The organism is uncultured Massilia sp. (assembly GCF_913773735.1).
Taxonomy (GTDB): Bacteria; Pseudomonadota; Gammaproteobacteria; order Burkholderiales; family Burkholderiaceae_D; genus Telluria.
The window spans coordinates 106,134-123,847 of the sequence record NZ_CAJYEB010000002.1 but is presented as its reverse complement, the minus strand read 5'-3'; the positions used below and the strand labels follow the sequence as shown (position 1 = coordinate 123,847).

At 63.2% G+C, this 17,714-nt stretch carries 14 protein-coding genes; 8 read left to right on the top strand and 6 right to left on the bottom strand.

What is annotated here, in order from left to right:
* The first annotated feature begins 165 nt into the window (after window positions 1-165).
* Genes gmd through QZ749_RS00905 form a run of 4 tightly spaced genes read left to right on the top strand, consistent with a single transcriptional unit; the run spans window position 166 to window position 4,559 of the window.
* Window positions 166-1,200: a GDP-mannose 4,6-dehydratase gene (gene gmd / locus QZ749_RS00920; RefSeq protein WP_296942284.1), complete on the top strand. Its 1,035-nt coding sequence runs from the start codon at window positions 166-168 to the stop codon at window positions 1,198-1,200.
* A gap of 1 nt (window position 1,201) precedes the next feature.
* Entirely contained in the window at window positions 1,202-2,143 is a 942-nt protein-coding gene (locus QZ749_RS00915; RefSeq protein ID WP_373896763.1) for an NAD-dependent epimerase/dehydratase family protein, read from the top strand.
* Window positions 2,144-2,148: 5 nt separating this feature from the next.
* Window positions 2,149-3,390: a glycosyltransferase family 1 protein gene (locus QZ749_RS00910; RefSeq protein ID WP_307726642.1), complete on the top strand. Its 1,242-nt coding sequence runs from the start codon at window positions 2,149-2,151 to the stop codon at window positions 3,388-3,390.
* Window positions 3,391-3,407: 17 nt separating this feature from the next.
* Window positions 3,408-4,559 carry a glycosyltransferase family 4 protein gene (locus QZ749_RS00905; RefSeq protein WP_296942283.1) on the top strand — a complete coding sequence of 384 codons (1,152 nt, stop codon included), beginning with the start codon at window positions 3,408-3,410 and terminating at the stop codon, window positions 4,557-4,559.
* An 80-nt stretch (window positions 4,560-4,639) separates the two neighbouring features.
* Here the strand turns inward: QZ749_RS00905 and QZ749_RS00900 are convergent, their stop codons facing one another.
* Window positions 4,640-5,653: a two-component system response regulator gene (locus QZ749_RS00900; protein ID WP_296942282.1), complete on the bottom strand. Its 1,014-nt coding sequence runs from the start codon at window positions 5,651-5,653 to the stop codon at window positions 4,640-4,642.
* Window positions 5,650-9,006 carry an MHYT domain-containing protein gene (locus QZ749_RS00895; protein ID WP_296942280.1) on the bottom strand — a complete coding sequence of 1,119 codons (3,357 nt, stop codon included), beginning with the start codon at window positions 9,004-9,006 and terminating at the stop codon, window positions 5,650-5,652. The genes QZ749_RS00900 and QZ749_RS00895 overlap by 4 nt, the downstream gene beginning before the upstream one ends.
* 481 nt (window positions 9,007-9,487) lie before the next feature.
* Here QZ749_RS00895 and QZ749_RS00890 point away from each other — a divergent pair, with 481 nt between their 5' ends.
* Both QZ749_RS00890 and QZ749_RS00885 read left to right on the top strand, forming a co-directional pair.
* Entirely contained in the window at window positions 9,488-10,216 is a 729-nt protein-coding gene (locus tag QZ749_RS00890; protein ID WP_296942279.1) for an ABC transporter substrate-binding protein, read from the top strand.
* Window positions 10,217-10,302: 86 nt separating this feature from the next.
* Window positions 10,303-10,668: a VOC family protein gene (locus QZ749_RS00885; RefSeq protein ID WP_296942278.1), complete on the top strand. Its 366-nt coding sequence runs from the start codon at window positions 10,303-10,305 to the stop codon at window positions 10,666-10,668.
* 363 nt (window positions 10,669-11,031) lie between these two features.
* Here QZ749_RS00885 and QZ749_RS00880 read toward each other — a convergent pair whose 3' ends face one another.
* Window positions 11,032-11,274 (bottom strand): helix-turn-helix domain-containing protein, encoded by a 243-nt coding sequence (locus QZ749_RS00880; RefSeq protein ID WP_296942401.1) that lies wholly within the window; start codon window positions 11,272-11,274, stop codon window positions 11,032-11,034.
* Window positions 11,275-11,315: 41 nt separating this feature from the next.
* Here QZ749_RS00880 and QZ749_RS00875 point away from each other — a divergent pair, with 41 nt between their 5' ends.
* The gene (locus tag QZ749_RS00875) at window positions 11,316-11,675 is read left to right on the top strand and encodes a hypothetical protein (protein WP_296942414.1); all 360 of its coding nucleotides are present in this window, start codon (window positions 11,316-11,318) and stop codon (window positions 11,673-11,675) included.
* 90 nt (window positions 11,676-11,765) lie between these two features.
* Window positions 11,766-12,536 carry a hypothetical protein gene (locus QZ749_RS00870; protein WP_296942276.1) on the top strand — a complete coding sequence of 257 codons (771 nt, stop codon included), beginning with the start codon at window positions 11,766-11,768 and terminating at the stop codon, window positions 12,534-12,536.
* A gap of 386 nt (window positions 12,537-12,922) precedes the next feature.
* On the opposite strand, the gene QZ749_RS00865 is transcribed toward QZ749_RS00870, so the two are convergent.
* From QZ749_RS00865 to QZ749_RS00855, 3 genes are all read right to left on the bottom strand, one after another.
* Complete coding sequence (locus QZ749_RS00865) at window positions 12,923-13,411, bottom strand: hypothetical protein (protein WP_296942275.1); 489 nt, start codon at window positions 13,409-13,411, stop codon at window positions 12,923-12,925.
* A 193-nt stretch (window positions 13,412-13,604) separates the two neighbouring features.
* Window positions 13,605-16,097, bottom strand: coding sequence for an MASE4 domain-containing protein (locus QZ749_RS00860; protein WP_296942273.1), 2,493 nt, complete (start codon window positions 16,095-16,097; stop codon window positions 13,605-13,607).
* A 729-nt stretch (window positions 16,098-16,826) separates the two neighbouring features.
* Window positions 16,827-17,696, bottom strand: coding sequence for a DUF4145 domain-containing protein (locus QZ749_RS00855; RefSeq protein WP_296942270.1), 870 nt, complete (start codon window positions 17,694-17,696; stop codon window positions 16,827-16,829).
* Window positions 17,697-17,714: the final 18 nt, after the last annotated feature.

The following is a 17,714-nucleotide window of genomic DNA, read 5'->3' as shown; positions in this document are numbered from 1 at the left end:
GCACGCTTTTATCCTCATTTCTCGCGTGCAAAAGCGTGTACACCGTTCTGTTACAATGCGGGGTTGTCGGAAATTTACTGGTTCGGCCCCCGTCGGATGAAGGCCCGGCGCTGTCCCGGCGGCCACTTCGGACCACCCACTGGAACCACCAAGAACATGCAAACAATGAAAAAAGCCCTGATCACCGGTATCACCGGCCAGGATGGCGCATATCTTGCGCAACTGCTCCTGGAAAAGGGTTATCACGTCACCGGCACCTTCCGCCGTTCCAGCTCGGTCAACTTCTGGCGCATCGCCGAACTCGGCATCGAGCAGCATCCGAATCTGTCGCTGGTCGAATACGACCTGACCGACCTGTCGTCCAGCATCCGCCTGGTCGAGTCCACCCGTCCGGATGAGGTCTACAACCTGGCGGCGCAGAGCTTCGTTGGCGTGTCGTTCGAGCAACCAGTCACCACCGCCTCCATCACCGGCATCGGCGCCGTCAACCTGCTGGAAGCGATCCGCATCGTGCACCCGAAGGCGCGTTTCTACCAGGCGTCGACGTCCGAAATGTTCGGCAAGGTACAGGCCGTGCCGCAGGTCGAGGACACCCCGTTCTACCCGCGCAGCCCGTACGGCGTGGCCAAGCTGTACGCACACTGGATGACCGTCAACTACCGCGAGTCCTACGACATCTTCGGCAGCTCGGGCATCCTGTTCAACCACGAATCGCCGCTGCGCGGCCGCGAGTTCGTCACCCGCAAGATCACCGATGCCGTCGCCAAGATCGTGCTGAACAAGCTCGACGTGCTGGAACTGGGCAACCTGGACGCCAAGCGCGACTGGGGCTTCGCCAAGGAATACGTCGAAGGCATGTGGCGCATCCTGCAGGCCGACAAGCCCGACACCTTCGTGCTGGCCACCAACCGCACCGAGACCGTGCGCGACTTCGTCACCATGGCGTTCAAGGGCGCCGGCATGCAGGTCGAGTTCAAGGGCCAGGGCGACCAGGAAACCGGCCACTGCGCCCGTACCGGCAAGGTGCTGGTGCGCGTGTCGCCGAAGTTCTACCGTCCGGCCGAGGTCGACCTGCTGATCGGCGATCCGACCAAGGCGCAGCGCGAACTGGGCTGGAAGCCCGAGACCACCCTCGAACAGTTGTGCCAGATGATGGTCGACGCCGACCTGCGTCGCAACGAACAGGGATTCTCCTTCTGACATGAATCGCATGGTCACGGAAGACCTCGTACGCATGGCCGAACCGCGCGAAGGGGAGGGCAAGCGTGCCCTCGTCACCGGACTGCGCGGCTTCACCGGCCGCTACATGGCGCGCGAGCTGACCGCGGCCGGCTACCATGTCCACGGCACCGTCTCGACGGTCCGCGAAACCGGGCCCGACATCCACACGGTCGACCTGCTCGACCGTGCCGCGCTGGCCGAAGTCGTCGAACTGGTGCGTCCGGACGTCGTCGTCCACCTGGCCGCCATCGCCTTCGTGGCCCACAACGATGCCGACCAGATGTACCGCGTCAACGTGGTCGGCACCCGCAACCTGCTCGACGCGCTGGCGAAGGCCACGCACAAGCCGTCCAGCGTGCTGCTGGCGTCGTCCGCCAACATCTACGGCAACGCCGCCGTGCCCGTCATCGACGAACGGGTGGCGCCCGCGCCCGCCAACGACTACGCGGTCAGCAAGCTGGCCATGGAGGCCATGGCGCGGCTGTGGATGGACAAGCTGCCGATCGTCATCGCGCGCCCGTTCAACTATACCGGCGTCGGCCAGGCCGACAACTTCCTGCTGCCCAAGATCGTGTCGCATTTCCGCAAGGGCGCGCGCCACATCGAGCTGGGCAACCTGGCGATCGCGCGCGATTTTTCCGACGTGCGCATGGTCGCCAGGAGCTACCGCCGCCTGCTGGCCGCCGCGCCGGCCGGCGAGGTCTTCAACGTCTGCTCGGCGCGCTCGGCCTCGCTCGAGAGCCTGATCGACACCATGAGCGACATCGCCGGCTACCGCATCGAGGTGCACGTCAACCCCGCCTTCGTGCGCGCCAACGACGTCCTGACGCTCACCGGCAGCAACGCCAGGCTGGTCGAGACGATCGGCCCGGTCGAACCGGTGCCGCTCGTCGACACCCTGCGCTGGATGTACGAGGCGTGAGCAAGATGCCGTCCGGCCTGGAAGCGGCCATGATCGAACCGCCCGCCGGCGCCGTATGGGCCGAGGCGGCCGGGGACGATGCCGCTTCCGGACCGGTGGCGCCGGCCCGCGCCCAGCATGCCGCGCGCGTGCTGCGCGTGGGCATCGGCACCACGATGATCGAGCCGGCGCTGACCGGCGGCCACCTGGACGGCATCGGTGTCTACACCAAGGCGCTGCTGCGCCACCTGCCGCAGGTCGGCTGCGAACTGGCGCCGTATTCCTGGCCGCGCCTGCGCGGGCACGCCGAACTCGTGGCCGGGCAGGCATTGCCGCAATCGTTCGAGCGTGCCTCGCTGCTCGACCTGGTGACGCCGGACGCCCACCGCGTGCATATGCCGGTGGACGTGTTCCACGTCACCGACTACCGTGTCGTGCGCATGGATTGCCCGGTGGTGGCGGGGCTGCACGATGCCTTGCCGATCAAGCACCCGGAATGGTGCAATCCGCGCCTGCGCAACCTCAAGAACTGGATGCAGCGCAAGGCCGCGCAAAAGGCCGACCACGTGATCGCCCTGTCGCACTACGCCATCGACGAGCTGGTCGAGTGCTTCGGCGTCGACGAGCGCCGCATCAGCGTGGTGCCCTGCGGCGTCGACGACGAATGGTTCGAGGCGCCGGCGGCGCAAGCCGTGGCCGCCACGCTGCGCGCCCACGGCCTGCGGCCCGGCTATTTCCTGTTCGTCGGGACGCTGCAGCCGCGCAAGAACGTGGGGCGCCTGCTCGATGCCTACCTGGCGCTGCCCGCAGCCGTGCGCGCCGAACGCCAGCTCGTCATCGTCGGCCATGCCGGCGCCCGCTCCGAAGAGGTGGTGCGGCGGATCGCCGCCGCGGCGCGCGACGGTGCCGGCGTGGTCTGGCTGAATCATCTCACCGACGACGTCCAGTTGCGCCACGTCTACGCCGGCGCCGGCGTGTTCACCTTTCCCTCGCTGTACGAAGGCTTCGGCATCCCGGTCGTCGAGGCGTTCGCCTCCGGCGTGCCGGTGGTGACGTCGAACACGACCTCGCTGCCCGAAGTGGCGGCCGGCGCCGCGCTCGAGGTCGATCCGCTCGACAGCGGGGCGATCGCCGACGCCATGCTGGCCCTCGCGCGCGAACCGGCCCTGCGGGCGCGCTGCGTCGCCGCGGGCCGCGCCCGCGCCGCCCAGCTCACCTGGAACGCGACGGCAGGCATGATGGCCGCCGTCTACCGTTCGCTGCTCTGATCCCGACTGCCAGGCCCATGCGCGTCCTCCACTTCTACAAGACCTATTTCCCGGACTCCGTCGGCGGCGTCGAACAGGTCATCCGCCAGATGTGCGTCAGCACCGGGCGCCTGGGCGTGACCAACCAGGTGCTGTCGCTGTCGCGCGACGACGACCTGGCGCCGTTCGACTACGAAGGCCATGCCGTGCACCGCGCGCCGCTGAACTTCGAGGTGGCGTCGAACGCCGTGTCGCTGCAGTCGATCGGCATGCTGGCGCGCATGGCGCGCGATGCCGACGTGGTGCACTACCATTTCCCCTGGCCCTTCATGGACCTGGCGCACTTCCTCGCGCGCATCGACAAGCCGACCGTCGTGACCTACCACTCCGACATCGTGCGCCAGAAGACGCTGCTGCGCCTGTACCAGCCGCTGAAGCACCGCTTCCTCGCCAGCGTCGATTCGATCGTCGCCACCTCGCCGAACTACCTGGCCTCGTCGGCCGTGCTCGACCGCTATCGCGACAAGACGCGCGTGATCACGTTCGGCCTGGACAAGTCCAGCTATCCCGAAGCGGACCAGGCGCGCCTGGATGCCTGGCGCGCGCGCGTCGGCCCGAAGTTCTTCCTGTTCGTCGGCGTGCTGCGCTACTACAAGGGCCTGCACATCCTGCTCGACGCCGTCGCCGGTACCGACTATCCGGTGGTGATCGTGGGCGCCGGCCCGATCGAACAGGAACTCAAGGCCCACGCCGAGCGGCTGGGCCTCAGGACGGTGATGTTCGTCGGCGCCGTCGACGATCTCGACAAGGCGGCCCTGCTCAAGCTCTGCTATGCGGTGGCCTTCCCCTCGCACCTGCGCTCGGAAGCCTTCGGCATTTCGCTGCTGGAGGGCGCGATGTACGGCAAGCCGATGATCTCGAGCGAGATCGGCACCGGCACCACCTACATCAACGTGCACGGCGAGACCGGCCTGGTGGTGCCGCCGTCCGACCACGCATCGCTGCGCGCGGCCATGCGCAAGCTGTGGGACGAGCCGGAACTGGCCGCGGCGATGGGGCGGCGGGCGGAGGCGCGCTACTGGCGCTTGTTCACCTCGGAGACGATGGCGGAAGGCTACGTCAAGCTGTACCAGGAACTGGTGGCGCGCAAGGCCACGGTCGGGTTGGCGCCGGCGGCGAGGCTGGGGTGATGCGGATTGCCGGTTCTGCTGGCGTCGCGGATGAACACCGGGGTCAGCGCCCCTTTGAAAGCAACACCGGGCTCTGACCCCTAGGCGAGTTCCTCGACCACGACATCCTGCTCGGCCCAGCGCTGGCGGATCGCCCGGATCGCCGGCAGCTGCGTGATGAACAGGTCGACCAGCGCCGGATCGAAATGCTTTGCCTTCTGGCGGACGAGGAAATCGACCGCTTCCTCTTCCGTCCACGCCTTCTTGTACGGCCGCACCGACGTCAGCGCGTCGAACACGTCGGCGATCGCGCAGATGCGGCCCACCAGCGGGATGCGTTCGCCGGCCAGGCCGTTCGGGTAGCCGCTGCCGTCCCATTTCTCGTGGTGGGTCAGGGCGATCTGGCGCGCCAGCGCCAGCACGCCGCGCTCGTGCTCGCCGATGATCTCGGCGCCGATGGTGGCGTGGCTCTGCATCACCTTCCATTCGTCCGGATCGAGCGGCCCGGGCTTTTGCAGGATGCGGTCGGGAATGCCGATCTTGCCGACGTCGTGCATCGGCGCCGCATGCAGCAGGTCGTCGGCCTCGGTTTCCGTCATGCCCGCCGCCAGGCCCAGGATGCGCGAGAAGTGGCTCATGCGGATCACGTGCAGCCCGGTCTCGTTGTCCTTGTACTCGGCCGCCAGGCCCAGGCGCTGGACGATCTCCAGGCGCGAGGCGCGCAGTTCTTCCATCCGCACCAGCGACAGGTGGGTGCGCACGCGCGCGCGCACGATCGGCGGGCTGACCGGCTTGGTGATGTAGTCGACGGCGCCGGCCTCGAAGCCTTCCAGCTCGTCGTCGGTATCGGTCAGCGCGGTCACGAAGATCACCGGGATCGCGGCCAGGTCGGGGTCGGCCTTCAGCGCGGCGCAGACCTCGTAGCCGCTCATCCCCGGCATCATCACGTCCAGCAGGATCAGGTTGGGGCGCTCCTCGCGCGCCAGGGCGAGGGCGCGCTGGCCGTCCTTGGCGAAGCGCAGGCGGTAATGGTCCTGCAGGATCTGGCGCAGCAGCTGCAGGTTGCTGGCCTCGTCGTCGACCGCGAGGATCAGCGGCAGGTGGACGTTGCTCATGAGTCGATCTCCTGTGTCATGTCGTCGATGGCGCCGAGCGTCGCATCGAGCTGCTGCAGGGCCAGTTCAAAGTCGAAATCGGAAAGGGCGGCGTGGACCTGGGCCACGCGGCTGGCCAGCGCATGGCTGCCCAGCGCCGCGGCCAGTTCGGCCAGCGCGGCGTCGTCCAGCGCACCGCGGCGCAGCGCCACGCGCAACTGTCCGCCGGCGCGGCGCGCGCGTTCCAGGTCGGCCTGCGGGCGCGGCGTGCGCGCCGGGGCGGCCTGCGGCGCCGGCTGCACGGCGGCGACCGCGGCCAGCGCGCGCTCGAGCAGCGGTGCCAGGGCGTCCAGGCCGCCGTGCAGCGTCGCCTCGGCGCCGGGGAACAGGCGGCCGCTGTCGCCGTCGACCAGGCCCTCGAGCACGCCCAGCGCGTCGCCCAGGCGTTCCAGGCCGAGGTTGGCGGCCACGCCGCGCACCTTGTGCGCCAGCATGCGCAGCGCGCGGTAGTCGGCCGCCGTGGCCAGCGCGCCCAGCGCCTGCGCCAGGTTCGCGTGCTGGACCTGGAACACTGCCAGCGCCTCGCGCCAGGCGTCTTCCTTGCCGCTCCAGCGGCGCAGGCCGGCGTGGCGGTTCAGGTCTAGGCGCTCGTGGCTCGGCATCTTGTCGTGGTCCTGCTGGCCCGGCCCCAGGCCGAGCACGCGCGCGATCTCGTGCGACAGCGTGAACCAGTCGACCGGCTTGGAAGCGAAGCCGTCCATGCCCGCCTCGGTGCTGGCGCGGCGGTGCTCGGCCAGCACGCTGGCCGTCATCGCGATGATCGGCACGCGTGCCCGCCCGGCGGCGGCGGCCTGGCGCCGGATCAGGCGCGTGGCGGCCAGGCCGTCCAGGGTCGGCATCTGGAAGTCCATCAGGATCACGTCGAAGTGCTCGCGCGCGGCCAGGTCGACCACGGCGGCGCCGTCGCCGACGGCCGTCATCGTGTGGCCGCGGCGCGCCATCAGCAGTTGCAGCAGTTCCAGGTTCTGCGGCACGTCGTCGGCCACCAGCACGCGCAGCGGCGGCAGGGCGGCGGCGGCGCGCGCGCGCGGCTGCTGCGGCGCGAAGCGCGCCAGCGCCAGCGGCAGCAGCACGTGGAAGGTGGTGCCCTGGCCCTGCACGCTCTCGGCCCAGATGCGGCCGCCCATCAGCTCGACCAGCTGCTTGCTGATGGTCGTGCCCAGGCCGGTGCCGCCGAAGCGGCGCGTCATCGACGCGTCGGCCTGGGTGAACGGCTCGAAGATCGCGGCCAGGCGTTCCGGCGCGATGCCGATGCCGGTGTCGCGCACCTCGAAGTGCATCTGCTCGCCCTGCAGCCCGGCGCGCAGCGTCACGCTGCCGCGCTCGGTGAACTTGATCGCGTTGTCGAGCAGGTTGGTCAGCACCTGGCGCACGCGCAGCTCGTCGCCGCGCAGGCAGGTCGGCAGGGCCGGGTCGTACTGGATGTCGACGTGCAGGCCCTTGGCGCGCGCGTTCGCGGCCAGCGTCGAGGACAGCTCGTCGATCAGCGACAGCAGGTTGTAGTCGTTCTGCTCGAGTTCCACGGCGCCCTTTTCCAGCTTGGCGGTGTCGAGGATCTCGTTGAGCAGGCGCAGCAGCGAGCGGCCGGCGCTGCGCACGGTGTCGAGGTGGCGCCGCTGGTCGGCATTCAGTTCGCCGTCCAGCAGCACGTCGGTGAAGCCGAGGATGGCGTTCATCGGCGTGCGGATCTCGTGGCTCATGTTGGCCACGAAGCTGGCGCGCGCGGCGGCGGCCTGCTCGGCCTTTTCCTTGGCGTCGCGCAGCGCCTCTTCCATCTGGCGGCGCTCGCTGATGTCGAGGATGACGCCGTCCAGCCAGTGCAGCTCGCCGGCGTCGTTGCGCACCCCGGTGCCGTTCTCCCACAGCCAGCGGGTGCTGCCGTCGGCGTGCAGCAGGCGGTATTCGACCAGGTAGGGGCGGTCCTCGCGCAGCGCGGCGGCGATGGTTTCCGAGACGCGCACGCGGTCGGCCGCGTGGATCAGGGCGCCGAAGTTGCGGCGCGGCCGGGCGCCGAGGAAGTCGGCGCAGGGATAGCCGGTGACGCGTTCGACGGCGTCGCTGATGAACACCATCGGCTGCGCGCCCTCGACCAGGCTGCGGTAGGAGATGCCGGGAATGTTGCCGATCAGGGAACGGAACTGGCGCTCGCTGGCGCGCAGCGCCTGTTCCATCGCGCGCCGCTCGCTGATGTCGGTGATGAAGCAGACGAACAGCTCCTGCCCGTCCAGGCGCGCATGGCCGAGCGCGCGGCGCAGCGGCACGATGCTGCCGTCCTTGCGCCGGCCGCTGACCTCGGCGCCGCTGGCGTTCCCGGTGATGTCGCCGGTCGCCAGCGTGCGCAGCAGGCCGGCGTCTTCGGCCGACTCGCCGTCGCCGACCAGCATGCGGATGTTGCGCCCGATGATCTCGTCGCGCCGCCAGCCGTAGATGCGCTCGGCCGAGGCATTGAATTCGAGGATGGCGCCGCTGCGGTCGATCGTGATCACGCCGTCGACCGTGGTGGTGAGCAGGGCGCGCATCCAGGCGTCGCTCTTGGACAGTTCGCGGAACACCTGGCGGTAGCGCAGCAGGCCGTTGATGCCCACCACCACGATCGTGAAGACGACGGTGATGGCGGTGATGACCAAGGCCAGGAAAGTGCTGCCGCCGGCGCCGGCCTGCGCCGGCGCGGGATGGCCGATGAAGCGCGCCGCGGCCATGCCCGTGTAGTGCATGCCCGAGATCGCGCAACCCATCGCGATGCCGGCCGCCAGCAGGCGCAGCGAGGGACGCACGCGGCGCAGGTGCGACACCCCGAAACGCACCCACAGCGCCAGCGTGGCCAGCACCACGGCCACCACGATCGACAGGCCGAACGTCAGCGGATCGTAGCGCAGCATCAGGTTCATGCGCATGCCTTCCATGCCCGTGTAATGCATGGCGCCGATGCCGGCGCCGACCAGCGCCCCGCCGGCCAGCATGCCCCAGCCGCCCAGGCGTTCGCGCGCGATCAGGTTCAGGGCGACGAACGAGGCGGCGATGCTGGGCAGGCCGGAGACCAGGGTGACGACGGGATCGTAGTCGACGTCGGTGCACAGGTCGAACGCCAGCATGCCGATGAAGTGCATCGCCCACACGCCGATGCCCAGCGCCAGGCTACCGGTGCCGAGCACGATCCAGCGCTGGGAACGGTTGGCCGTGGCCTGCCCGGCGATCAGCAAGCCCATCCAGGAAGCGAAGATCGCCACCAGTACCGACAGCAGCACCAGCTTCGGCGTATAGATGCCGTAGCTGAGCAGCGACGGGTCGGAGGGCAGGATGAACAGGGAAGGCATATAAAATCGAAAAAATCAGTAATTCCAAAAGGAAATTATAGGCACACCAGTATGTCACTTTCACAGAGGAAAGTGTTGTTGTTTGGCATTAATATAAGCGACTTTGTTGCCGGTTGTCGCGCGCCTGCCACCAAATTCATCAAAGAGTTACTGAAAAATTACGTTTCATGAAAAACGGATCGTCTGTGCGGCGCAAGGTCGCCAATAGATTCATCGTATTGGTCCGGGCGTTGGTATCGATATCAACCTTGGCAAAGCGATCAGTCATTCCTGTTTAAAATCGAAAAAATCGATACATCGGCGCCGCGTGCCACCGATGTTTCTGCGACCCTGTGCGGCACGGCCGCGGCGATGCCGAGGGTCGCGACGGCGCCACAACCGGCAAGTTTCCAGTCAGACATACGTTGTCGCAGCCATGCCATTGCTGGTATGCTTTTGACGAGGCGCCCCGACCGATGGCGCCAATTCGCGTGCGCTACGAATGAAAACGACGATTCTTGCCGCACTGTTGGCCGCGGCATGCCTGCATGCGCAGGCGGCGCCGGCGCTGTACATCACGACCGAGATCTCGGCACCCTTCGCCATGTACGAAGCCGGCCGGGTCGTCGGCATCGGGACCGACACCGTCCGCGAGATCATGGCCCGCACGGGCACCGCCTACACCATCGACCTGCTTCCCTGGAAGCGCGCCTACATGGCGGCGCTGGACCGCCCCAACGGCTGCGTCTACTCGACCACCCGCACGCCCGAGCGCGAAGCCACCTTCAAGTGGATCGGCCCGATCGGCGAGGCCGACTGGATCCTGGTGGGGCGCGCCGACCGCAGTTTTTCCTTGCGCACGCTGGAAGACGCGCGCGGCTACCGCATCGGCACCTACAACGGCGACGCGCGCGACCAGTACCTGCGCGCACGCGGCTTCGACGTCGACCCTGCCACGGACGACCAGGCCAACCCGCGCAAGCTGATCATGAACCGCGTCGACCTGTGGGCCGCCAGCATCATCCGCGGCCTGCCGCTGGACCGCCTGGGTTACGGCAACAAGCTGGCGCCGGTGCTGACCTTCAACACCATCCGCGTCTACCTGGCCTGCAACCGCGCCATGCCCGACGCCATGGTGGCGCGCATGAACGAGGCGCTGGCGACGATGGAGCGCGACGGCAGCCTGCGCGCCATCCAGCTCAAGTACGACGACTGGGGTCGCGGGCGCTAGCGCCACGGCCCGCGCACGCCGATACCGGTTGACGCCGGGCGTGCCGGATGGCTATCGTGGCATTTTCGTCCACCACAGGCTGCCCCATGTCCACCCGTTTCCTCGGCGTTTCCCCCCTGATCCCGGCCCGCGACGTCGAGGAGGCGGTCGCCTTCTACCGCGACAGCCTCGGCTTTGCGCTGGACTACCGCGACGCCGAACCGGCGCAGTTCGCCATCGTCAGCCGCGACGCGGCCCGGCTGCACCTGTTTTCCAGCCAGGACAAGCACCTGGCCGACTGGACCAGCCTGCGCATCGGCGTGGACGGCATCGAAGCGTTGTACGAACGCTGCCGCGCGGCAGGATGCGTGCATCCGAACGGCGCACTGGGCAACCGGCCATGGGGAACGCTGGAATTTTCGGTCCTCGATCCGTCGGGAGTGTGCATCGCGTTCGTGCAGGACACGCAATGACGAGGTGAAGCGTGGGACGGGTGAGGTGCTTGCGAATGGTGCCTCCGGCCGGAATCGAACAATGGTCTGAAACCCGCATGAATGCTGAGTTTCTTCTTTTCATCCGGCAGAGATACCGCCAAAAATACCGTCAAATCTTCGCGTAGCTACCCGCTCTTACCTCGTGTCATCGAGCCTCATCTGGCGCGACGACCGGAGTTTACCATGCTGAAAGTGGCCAGCATATAGCCGATCACCGCCGCAGTATTCTGGCGATGCAAGTGGCTTGCACAGCCATGGACCTACGCCATCTACTACTTAGATAGCATTGGGGAAGGTGCCTGGCTAGTGCGCCCGTCGTGAAGCCATACACAGCCTCTTGTTTTACAGGTCCGCTGCGGCGAAAAGGTCAGCCGTGGTCACGCCCAGGGCGGCAGAGATCTTGATGATCGTCAGCGCGGCCGGGTTGTTGTCCCCACGTTCGACTCGGCCCAAGTAACTGCGATCCACACCGGCCAACAGGGCAAGCTGCTCCTGTGAAACGTCGCGCTCCATGCGCAAGCGCCTGATCGCACCTCCCAGTGCGAGTAGTTCGGCCGACTGTCGATTTTGTGAAAGGTTGGGCACATGGCAATCATCCAGATATAATTTCGTCCAGACGACGGTACATGTACCGCAATGATGGTTCACCTCTGTTCCATTCAACTAGCAAAGGACTGCAATTGAAGCGCCTGATTCTCGCCCCCGTTTTTATGCTGACTGCCTGCGCCAGCAACACCGGCATCGTCCCCATCGGCCAGGACACCTACATGGTAAGCCGGCAAGCCGCCACCGGCTTCAGTGGCTCTGGCAGCCTGAAGGCCGAAGCGTTCCAGGAAGCGAACGCCTATTGCATGGGCCAAGGAAAATCGCTCCAAGTCGTTAACGCGGTTGAAGCGCAGCCGCCATTTGTACTCGGCAATTATCCGAAGGCGGAAGTTCAGTTCACATGCTTGAAGGCTGATGACAAGGGGATGTCACGTCCTTGACTAACGGTATGACGGAATAGTGCTTCTAATTTGAGAGTGTGGTGCGGTATGCAATCTGCTTCGGAGCAGGGTTAATTTTGTGAGGACGTAATGGACATCAAGGTAAAAGGATTATTGACGGCGGAACGGCTTAGAGAAGTCTTGGCATTGGTAGAGGCCGGCGCCGGTATTAACTGCTACTTTGAAGGCCGCTTGCGTCTTCAAGCCACAGGCAAAGTTGTTGGCTGCAGTACAGACACTAGCGACACTGACCTTGACGATGTGGAAGACGTTGGCCCGACCACAGATCACGAAGACGAAGAGGATCGGTGGGAAGGACCATTGCCAGCGTATATGAGTGGGATTGAAGATAACAGTCCTGAGGCGGTGGAAAGGCGGCGTTTGCACACGGAGCGACAGCAGAGCGAAGCAATCCGAACCGTACAAGCAAGGGAGATGAGGGAGCGGCTGTCCCGCGAACATAAGATGAGCAGAGAGCTGTTTGGACGTTTGCGGTTGCAATATGGTCAGATGTTCATCGACTCCATCAATGCGGGGATTGCGGCTGTCTGGGACGAGGTAAAGCCAGTGTTCTCGGCCAACAGCAAGGACGGCAAGGCCGGCCAACCACGCCTCATGCCGCAACTGGAAATGCGTGGTAATACAGTTTACTTCCATGGTTTTAATTTGAACGGCACGACCAAGAGCATCACCACGCCTGTCTCGACGACGGACACGCTGCTGGGTGCACGCCCGATTTGGAAGTATAAAGAATGGGTTGAGTATGCGGTGCCGCGAATCATTGCAATCATTGACGAGTATGCAGAAAAAGCTCATTTGGTGAGAGTCGGCCTCGCCAGCGCCAGCGGTCGCGTAGAGTGACGGCGAATGTTGGCACAACGAGGTAGACACGACCCATATGGATAACCCCGCGAACCTCGCTCAATGGCGTATCCGACTCGACCGCGTACTTTTTAATATCCGCTGGAAGCTGTTCGGCAGTGGCGAGAGTAGTTATCGCTGCTTGACTGTTCGGATGCCAGTCGACGGTGACATCCCAAACGACGGTCAGCACCTCACGCTTCGTCAAGTTCTTCGCGCCCGGCGTGGCCGCTGAACGCTTGAACATTCGCGTGTCGCCCTATGTCGAATGCTATGCTTGTTGCACAAGCATCAGGACTTTTGGAAACACGGCCGCGATATTAGCTGCCGAAGCACGGTTCTGTACGTCCGCTATCGACCCTTTGCGGACGTTCGTCTTGAACAATTCACCGAGGAAGAGGGGTCATATCGAAAGCCCAATCGACTATTTGCTCTGGGCTCGGATCGTAGTCGCTCATCGGTTTGCCGCCGCCCCAGGTGCCGCTACTGTGGTCGTAGTCTGCTGGCCAGAAAATGAGATTCGAAGCATGAGGTCGCGGTACGTTGCAATCAAAGATAGCCATATACGACTCATTTAACCCAGCCTTGTCGGGTTTCATCGCACGCCGGACAATTTCGACTAGCTCATCTCGGGTGACATCAGGTACGGGCTTAATACGTTGTTCGCGCAGGACCCTCCGCACAAAGTTCGCATGATCTTCGCTCTCGTACACCCCTTGAAAAAGAATCATCGGAACGTCCGTGCCCGCGAGTTTATTGAACTCAGCCCGCAACGTCTCGCTCGGGTTGCCGTCAAGAGCATTTGCTAGCTCAGCGAGACGAGCAATTAGTCGCTCGTCGACAGATGGAGGAGTTAGTTCTTGCCGCAGGTTCATATTACGATTCTTGAAGCCGACGTTTAAGGAAGTCCGCTTTTGGCCGAAAGCGGACTGTCGGGTCAGAATAGCAGGTTGCTGAGCTGGAAAAGAGCGCGGATTCGTTTTCTATTGTGATGCCTTTTTGGGGATTGTATCGACGGCATCGATTCTAGCCCGTTCGCGACCTTGGGTGCGCGCCAGAAATGCCGTATCAGGTAACGCCTACCTCACCCGCATAGGAGGGCGTCGCCAGAACGGCGCGCATGGCGCCCGCCAGTTCTACCCGGCCATAAGGCTTGCTCAGTAAGTTAATGCCCTCGTCGAGTCGACCGTTGTGGATCACCGCGTTTTCGGTGTAGCCCGAGGTGAACAGCACACGAATGTTAGGATGCCGCCGGCGCGTGCGCTCGGCTAGGCTAGTGGCGCTAACGCTGCCTGGCATTATCACGTCGGTGAACAGTACGTCGATCCGCTCCTGACTCTCCATCACTTCGAGCGCGGCATCAGCGCTGCCAGCCGTCAGCACTCGATAGCCGAGGTCGCGCAACATGGCGGCGACATTATCGAGAATGTCCTGCTCATCGTCGACGGCTAATACCGTTTCGGTACCGCCCCGGATAGCTAGACTGGGCGCCGCCGTCTTTTCCGGCGCGCGCTTGTCGGTGCGCGGCAAAAGGATATCGATCGTCGTTCCCTTCCCCACATCGCTGTCGATATCGATATGGCCGCCGCTTTGCTTGACGAAGCCGTATGCCATGCTCAAGCCTAGTCCGGTGCCCTTGCCGACGCCCTTGGTCGAGAAGAAGGGTTCGAATGCTCTTGCCTTCACCTCGGCGGACATGCCGTGGCCAGTGTCGGTGAATGCCAGGCGCACGAATTCGATGTCATCCCTGCAGACATTGTCGACCCGGATAGCCAGTGCACCTCCCGAGGGCATTGCGTCACTTGCATTTAAGCACAGATTGAGGATGACGTTTTCCAATTGCTGCGGATCGACCAACACGTTCCACACCCCAAGGCAGGCAACGAAGCTCACCTCGATCTTCTCGCCAACGGCGCGCTTGAGAAGCAGATCGATGGCGTTGAATACGTCGGGAAGGTTGACGGCGTCCGGCTGTAGCGGCTGCTTGCGAGCGAAGGCCAGCAACTGCGACGACAGCTTCGCGCCGCGCCGGATAGCGGTTCGTGCAGATTCGCAGCGCAGGCTCACCTTCTCGTTGCCCGGCGTGCACATTTTGATGAGATCGATGTTGCCGTTGATTATGTGAAGGACGTTGTTGAAGTCGTGCGCCACGCCACCGGTCAGCTTGCCAATCGCTTCAAGTTTTTGGGCGTGCAGCAAGGCGGTTTGCGTGTCTTCCAGCTTCTGCGTGCGTTCGCGAACCAGTTGCTCGAGATACTTCTGCTGCCGATTGACCTCCTGGCGTGCCTGCCACTGTTCGCTGACGTCGTTGCCCTGGATGAAGATACTGCCGGCCTCGCCATGAAGGCCGCCATTGGGCTGGAACAGTACGTCAATATACAGGTCCTCCAAAGCAGCATGCTCGTCGCGCCGCAGAGACAGCTTCAGGCCGGCGCCAACGTAGGCCCTTCCTTGAAGGCGTACACCTTCGATCAGGTCGAGATACCCTTGTTCCGCCAGTTCAGGCAGCGCTTCGCCGATTGGCAAGCCGATTACGGCGCGGTCGCCGACCAAGCGCTGGAATGCCGCATTCGCGATCTGGACGCGATACTCGTGTCCGGTTAGAACCGCCATGAATCCGGGCGCCTGCTCGAACAGGCTGAGCATGCGTGCATGTTCGCCCTCAAGACGCTGGTTGGCAAGGGCCAACTCATCCGCCATGGACGCCGCGCGCAGGTAGACGCGGTTAACTTCCTTTAGGTATAGCACCAGCATGACTAGCCCAGACACGAGGGCATTGATGCGGCCAACGTACCAGCCCGCCGTCAAGCGCGCTCCGCCAGCCATGGTGATTGCATTGTCGAACGCCATGGCAACGATCGCCACGCCGAGCCAAGCGCTCATCGGCGTGGCAAAGCGCGTCGCGCGCCACAGCATGAACAGCGCCAGCACGATGATGACCTGGATCAAGGGCGCGTAACCGGAACTCGTGATACGGCTGAAGTCGCCCGCGACATCAACTACGGGCAGCCTGTCGTGGAACAACGTCACCGCGAGCACGCTCAGCGCTAGCGCGCCGGCAGTCAGTATGGCGCAGGTGCGGAACGCGGCGATAGGGTCCGGTGCCAGGCGACCTCGCACGCGCCATTCCGACCAGGCATAGCCGAACAGCATGCCCGTCGAGCCGAGGTGCCAGAAGAACCAGAGCCAGCTAGGCGTTTGCGTCCCGCCTACTAGGCGTACGTCGTTAACGAACGCGGAAGGAAAAGAGAAAAATTGTATTAACAGGACAGCGGAGGTGTACACGCAACCACCCCACAAGTAAAGCAAGGCATGCAGCCGAGTCTGTCTGAAGTAACCATAAATCAAGTAAGCCACGGTGGCATAGCTGACGACCGTCGTCGCCTGGTAGACCGGCAGGAAAGAGGCTACGCTCGGCCATTTGACAGACGCGATCGGCATGAGCGCCAGAGTGAATACGGCAATTGCTAGCGCTGTCATCAAAGCGGTGCGCTGGAAGGGCGCCATGCGCGCGGCGATATGGCTTTCGGTGGCCGCAGCCGGGAATATCCTGTTGTTCATGAGCGCATCTTTCGTAAGCGGAGGCGTACGCATGTCATGCGTACAGCTGATGAACAACTAGAATACCCTAGTTCACTGCCGTCAGACCGAGCGACTACCGTACCAGAACCCAAGCTTGCAAGCTTATCAACGTTGCATATCATGCTGGCTCGGAGATGGCATTCTGGACTTCCCCCACTCCGGTAGACGTTTCTGGCCAATGATTGAACCGTTCACTATTTGGCTCAGTCGTAGCGTCATTGCCATTACTTGGGTCTCCCCAGAACGACTGCTTCTGGCCGGGTGCGGACCTAATGTTACGTCTGCTTCCGACCCATTGCGGACACTCACAGGTGTAGGTCCTGGTCTCTTCGCCAAATCCCATGCCCAATGTCTCGAGCTACGGACATCTCGAGGTCGAAAACACCCATTATCAAAAGGAGACACTCGTGTCGTTTGAATCCGTCCTCCCGAGCCTGCCGATATACCTCCTCGGCGGATGCGCCGCGCTGCTTCATTGCCAGGTAGGGGGATGGATCTTGGTCCATGTCACGAGTTCATCCTGAGGGAAAGTGAGTATAAGCGGGACGTCTGCTCATGGCCGAGCTCGGTCATTCGAACCAGCATACCAGCTTGTTAAGTTGCGTAGTTCACGGACTGTCACGGTAGGCCGGACTCGACCTGAAACGCGCGCTTAACAACGTAGGTATTACGTATGCCCCACACTTTGCTGAGTGATCAGTCTACAGACTATTGCCTCGTAGAACTTTTATCAATCAGTTTTTGTGCCATTTGTGCAATGAGCGGAGTTTTGCTGGGTGGCGGATAGACCAATTCCAGAGCATGCTCCAAGATTTCGTAGCAAGAAAGAATATCCTCGCGGGGAACTTGGCCTAAATCATGTGATCCGTCATTGCCGACGAGCTTGATTGCCTCCAACATCTGTTGGACATGGGGATATTGCACGCTATCGATCCGTTCGATGCGCTGATGCAAGGTCAGCTCCTTCGTTACGTTTGGATTTACTTTCCGGACAACAGCCATGCTGTCGAGGAGCAACTCGATTGCTGTTCTTAGTCGATTGGCACAGGAGTCTAGATTGCTCCAAAACACCGAAAAAGATGCTGAGATCGCTTTTTCCATATCTTTTGGTATGGATGCGTGTTCTGGCATACCAATTATTTTCAGCGCTGGATAAAAGAAACGAGGTACGTAATAGTTGACCCATTCGTAGTCATCATTTTCGTGAGAATATTCGCGTTCTACGCCGCCGCTGCCAGAGAATACAACTGTTTCCCCGCAATTAGCGCAGCATAGGGCACCGGTAAAAACCCGACTGATCTGTTCAGCGTCGAAATAGTCCTCATTAATATCTCTGCGCGTTGCAGCATTGTCAGCTACAAAAAGCTTTTCATGTAAAGTTAGTCTTCCTGTTAAGCAGGTTGGGCAGCGCCACTTTGGGATTTCCCCCTCATTGAAATACGTGCGCTTATAAAGCTCTCGTTGCATAAGCGTTTGCCTCTCGTTATTGTGCTTAAACAATATTGTCATCCAGTTATTAATGGCGGAACTCGGTCGTTGAGCAAGGATCACTTGTTGCCATGGGTTTGGCTCGGCCATTCACGTTTGGAACTGAAG